Source organism: Streptomyces sp. NPDC059895 (assembly GCF_042731035.1).
Taxonomy (GTDB): Bacteria; Actinomycetota; Actinomycetes; order Streptomycetales; family Streptomycetaceae; genus Streptomyces.
Genome location: NZ_JBHWKO010000026.1, coordinates 1 through 4,266, shown reverse-complemented (window position 1 = coordinate 4,266; position 4,266 = coordinate 1). Strand labels below are relative to the sequence as shown.

Here is a 4,266-nt window from a genome sequence, read left to right as displayed (position 1 = left end):
GCACTGGGGCCCAAAGCGGCCCTTGGCGCCCCGCGGCCGCGCCACCCCGGTGTCGGACCCCCCCCCGGCCCCCGGCCCGCCCCCGGCGGGGCCGCCGGGGGCCCGCGGACTTCAGGTGGTCAGAAACCGATTGATCAATCGGTGTGGCGGTTGAGCTGGGCCATTAGCTCGAGATCGGCGGCGCGGGCAGCGGCGAGGTCGTCGTCACGGTCCTGGATCTTGAGCTCCAGGTCGATCAGGGTGGTGATCCGAGCCTTGAGCTGTTCGGTGTCCTCGGGGCCGCCGATGCCGGACTCGCGCCGGACCTGCTCACCCAGGACTTCGCTGAGTCGCGCTTCGAGGCGTCTGACCTGGGCAGCGAGCTGAGCGGTTCGGGCGTCGGCGGCCAGCAGATCGGCTTGCAGCGGGGCCCTGCTGACCGCCGGGCGTGCGGCCTCCGGGGACGGGGCGGCCTGGGCGTGGACCCGGCCGAGCAGGTCGCGGTGACGGTAGAGGAAGGTGCGGTCGATGCCCCGCAGCAGCCGGCGCCGCGCCGCGGCAAGGTCCTGGAGGCCCTCGCGCGGGCGGAGCGGAAGGTGTTCACCCGACCTGCGCCGGAATCCGCAAAGGCATGCATGAAATTTCTTCGCACGCGAGAGAGGGGGTCCACAAGGCCGTGGCGGAGCGTCTGGGCACCTCGCGCCGTACGGTGGAGCGCTATCTCGCCGGGAAGCTGACGAAGCCCCAGAAGCGCCTCCAGGCGGCCCTGGTGGAGGAGGCCGAATCCGAGTGGCAACCGCAGGTCAGGGCGCAAGTGCGTGAACAGGTCTCCACCTCCTTGTGGTGGGAGGACTCACTGCGAGCGCGATCGGGGACCCCACGTGACCACGCCGCCGCCCAAGCTGCCGATACGGCCGGTCATCACCGTACGGTTGGCGGTGGTCGGGAGAGCCTGGATCAGGGCGGGCGCGTCTTCAAGGAGCGCGGCCAGGTGCACGCGAGGGTCCGGCAGCGGGGCAGGTCGAAGGTCTGCTCCGCCGTCCGCGAGGCAGTCGTGAACGGCGGAGTGACGGTTGCTCAGTGGAAGCGCTGGATGAAGGCGAGGGCGGTGTCGCAGACCTCCCGCCAGCCGCTGTCGATGGTCAGTGAGTGGCCGCGGTTCTCGATCTCGACGATCTCGGTGACGCCCGGGTTGCCCTTCTGCTGCCGATAGGAGGCGTGGGCGATGGCCCACGGTACGGTGTGGTCCTTCTCGCCGGAGATGATCAGCAGCGGGCCGCGGTCCGGGGTGTCGGTGTCGACCTTCACCTCGGTCCACGGGTTGAGGTTGGCGACCGCGGCTTGGAAGAGCGGTTCGCCGGACGCCGGGACCGCGAAGGCCGCGTACAGCTCGTGTGCTTCTTCTTCGGTGACGGCGTTGGCGAAGCCGTAGCGGAACTGCTCGTAGGTGAGCGGGACGGCGCGGTGGTAGTTGGTTGGGTTGCCGAGTACGGCGCCGGCCACCCGCAGCGCGGAGAGCGGCAGCGGCAGCACGCCGCGGAAGGGGGCCGGGTCGATCGCGACGGAGGCGGTGGACAGGCTCCGCCCGGCGGTGATCTGGGCGATCAGGCCGCCGAAGGAGTGGCCGACGACGGCCGGTCTGCGGTCCAGCTTGCCGATCAGCTCGCAGAAGTGGTCGGCGACCTGGCCGACGCTCTTGCGGGCGAACACCTCGGGGTGGGCGTGGGCCTCCTCGACGGTGTCCGGGTCGTCCGGCCAGCCGGGTACGACGGGCGCGTAGCCGGCCGCGGCGAACACGTCGGCCCACCGCTGCCAGCTGGTGGGCAGCAGCCAGAGGCCGTGGATGAAGACGACCGGCTGCCTGCCGCTCGCGTTGGCCGCCTCGATCTGCTCCAGATCGGTGTGCGAGGTCATGTCGGTTCTCCTGTTCGAGGGCGGCACGAGGCAAAGTGATGCCCGGGTGACGGGTGACGCGATCACCACGCGGACGGGAGCGTGGCGCTCCGGCGTCCCGGTGTCAGGAACACAGTGATCTTCGTGCGGTGCGGTGGGCCGTCCTCCCGTCAGGGAGGTCCGAAACTGTGGGACACCGGTCCTTTGCGCCTATGCTTCGTCCCCGTGGGAATACGTTCGATCGCCGTCGTCGGCTACGACGACGCCGAACTGCTCGACATCGCCTGCGTGACGTCGACCTTCGCCATGGCGAACCTCCTCGGCGAGCCGCGCATGCCCTATCAGGTCACCCTCCTGAGTCCGGGCCGGCGTCCGATCACCTGCGGCCCCGGCGTGGTCCTGCACAGCGGCCAGGCACTGGAGCGGTTCACCGGCCCCCTCGACACCCTCGTCGTCGCCGGCGGCCTCGGCCATGCCCGTGCCGCCGCCAACCCCCTGGTCATCGCCCATGTGCAGCGGCTGGCCCGGATCAGCCGGCGAGTGGCCTCGGTGTGCACCGGCGCGAGCGTCCTCGCCGCCGCCGGGCTCCTCGACGGCGAGCGCGCGACGACCCACTGGGCGTTCGCCGCAGAGATCGCCGCGCGACATCCCCAGGTCACCATCGACCCCGACCCCATCTACATCCGGTCCGGGAAGGTGTCCACCTCGGCGGGCATCACCAGCGGCCTCGATCTGATGCTGGCCCTGGTGGAAGAGGACCATGGCGTCCAACTGGCCCGGCACCTCTCCCGCCACCTGGTCACCTACCTCCAGCGCCCCGGCAACCAGGCGCAGATGAGCCTGTTCACGGCCGCACCCGCGCCCGACCACGACGTCGTACGACGCCTTGTCGACCACATCAACGCCCACCCGGACGGCGACCTCGGCACAGCCGCGCTGGCCGGCATCGCCGGAGTCACCCCCCGCCACCTCACCAGGCTGTTCCTGACCCACGTCGGACAGCCACCGGGCCGCTTCGTCCGGCAGGTCCGCATCGCCGCGGCCGCACACCTGCTCACGACGACGTCGTTGCCACTGCCCCGGATCGCCGCACGGTGCGGATTCGGCTCCGCCGAGACCCTGCGCCTGGCCTTCCAGAGCCGGTACGGGATCCCGCCCTCGCGTTACCGGACCGCCTACGCCTCGTCAAGGGGGTCTGTCAATCGAGCGGTGTAACCAGGGTGTTCCGGGTTACTGGCGGGCTGCGGAGAGGCGGCCGTCGAAGTGCCTTGCCGGTGCGGCGCCTGGCGCGGATGAGGGTGCCGTCGATCAGGACCACCTCCCCGCCCTGCTTGGCGACCTTCTGCAAAGCACGGTCCAGGCGTGGCGCCTGGGCGGCAAGCAGTCCGATCAGCTCGTCGCGCCAGCGGCGGACGGTGGACTCGGCAACGTTGTTGCCGCCGGCCATGTCGGCCAGGCGCTGGTCGTGGCGCAGTACGGCCAGGACGATCACCGCGATCTTCCCCGGCGGCAGGATTCGCCATCGGGACCGGATTGCCTTCAGAAGGCTTCTCGAAACCGAGTGTGGAGCTGGGGGTTCCGTACGAACGTGCTGTTCAGGTGATTGTGGCCGCGCGGTGGCATGAAGGCAGGGCCTCTCGGTAGCACAGAGGGTGTCTACGCCACTGCTCACCGGGAGGCCCTGTTGCCGCAGTTGTATCGGTCTGCTTTGAAAGAGTCCATTCCGGACACGCGGACGTGTGACTGCTTCGCCCACACGTACGGCAACGCCGCGGACAATTCGTCCGGCGGGCACGGCTATCCGACCGACATGAGGGACGCGGAGTGGGCCGCGGTCCGCGACATGATCCCGAAGCCCGCGTGGGCCGAGGGCCGGGGCGGCCGGCCGGAGGAGTACTGCCACCGGGACATACTCGACGCGGTCAGGTACGTGGTGGACAACGGCGTGAAGTGGCCCGCGCTGCCTGCCGATTACCCGCCGTGGAAGGCGGTGCACCGGTTCTTCACCCGCTGGCGGAAGCAGGGGCTGACCGGCGAGTTCCATGACCGGCTCCGCGCCGCGGTGCGTGAAGCGCAGGGCCGGGATGCGGAGCCGACGGCAGGGGTGATCGACTCGCAGTCCGCGAAAGGCACGTCCACGGTCGGGGCCGCGACCAGCGGCTATGACGGCGGGAAGAAGATCAAAGGGCGCAAGCGGCACATTGTGGTGGATACCCTCGGCCTGATCCTCGCGGTCATGGTCACCCCCGCCTCGGCGGGGGACCGGGATGCCGCCCAGGACCTCCTGGCCCAGGCCACGAGGCGGCATCACCGGCTCAGGCGCGTGTGGGCGGACAGCGGATACACCGGCATGCTGGTGGGCTGGTCCGCAAGGGCCCTGAACCTGATACTGAC

General features: G+C 70.4%; 4 protein-coding genes. 2 read left to right on the top strand and 2 right to left on the bottom strand.

Going from position 1 to position 4,266, the window contains the following annotated elements; all coding sequences use genetic code 11:
- Positions 1–1,056: 1,056 nt before the first annotated feature.
- On the bottom strand, positions 1,057–1,893 hold the full coding sequence (locus ACFV9M_RS26160; RefSeq protein ID WP_385079779.1) for an alpha/beta hydrolase: 837 nt from the start codon (positions 1,891–1,893) through the stop codon (positions 1,057–1,059).
- Between the two features lie 204 nt (positions 1,894–2,097).
- On the opposite strand from ACFV9M_RS26160, the gene ACFV9M_RS26155 reads away from it, so the two are divergent.
- On the top strand, positions 2,098–3,087 hold the full coding sequence (locus tag ACFV9M_RS26155; protein ID WP_385079776.1) for a GlxA family transcriptional regulator: 990 nt from the start codon (positions 2,098–2,100) through the stop codon (positions 3,085–3,087).
- Here the strand turns inward: ACFV9M_RS26155 and ACFV9M_RS26150 are convergent.
- Positions 3,071–3,364: a hypothetical protein gene (locus tag ACFV9M_RS26150; protein ID WP_385079773.1), complete on the bottom strand. Its 294-nt coding sequence runs from the start codon at positions 3,362–3,364 to the stop codon at positions 3,071–3,073. The genes ACFV9M_RS26155 and ACFV9M_RS26150 overlap by 17 nt on opposite strands.
- 129 nt (positions 3,365–3,493) lie before the next feature.
- Here ACFV9M_RS26150 and ACFV9M_RS26145 point away from each other — a divergent pair.
- Positions 3,494–4,266, top strand: a 773-nt coding sequence (locus ACFV9M_RS26145) for an IS5 family transposase (protein WP_385079770.1), incomplete at its 3' end; no start/stop codon positions are given.

Bases quoted from the DNA above. Each gene is read 5' to 3' on its own strand.
- ACFV9M_RS26160 (WP_385079779.1), bottom strand. From the start codon at position 1,893: ATGACCTCGCACACCGATCTGGAGCAGATCGAGGCGGCCAACGCGAGC.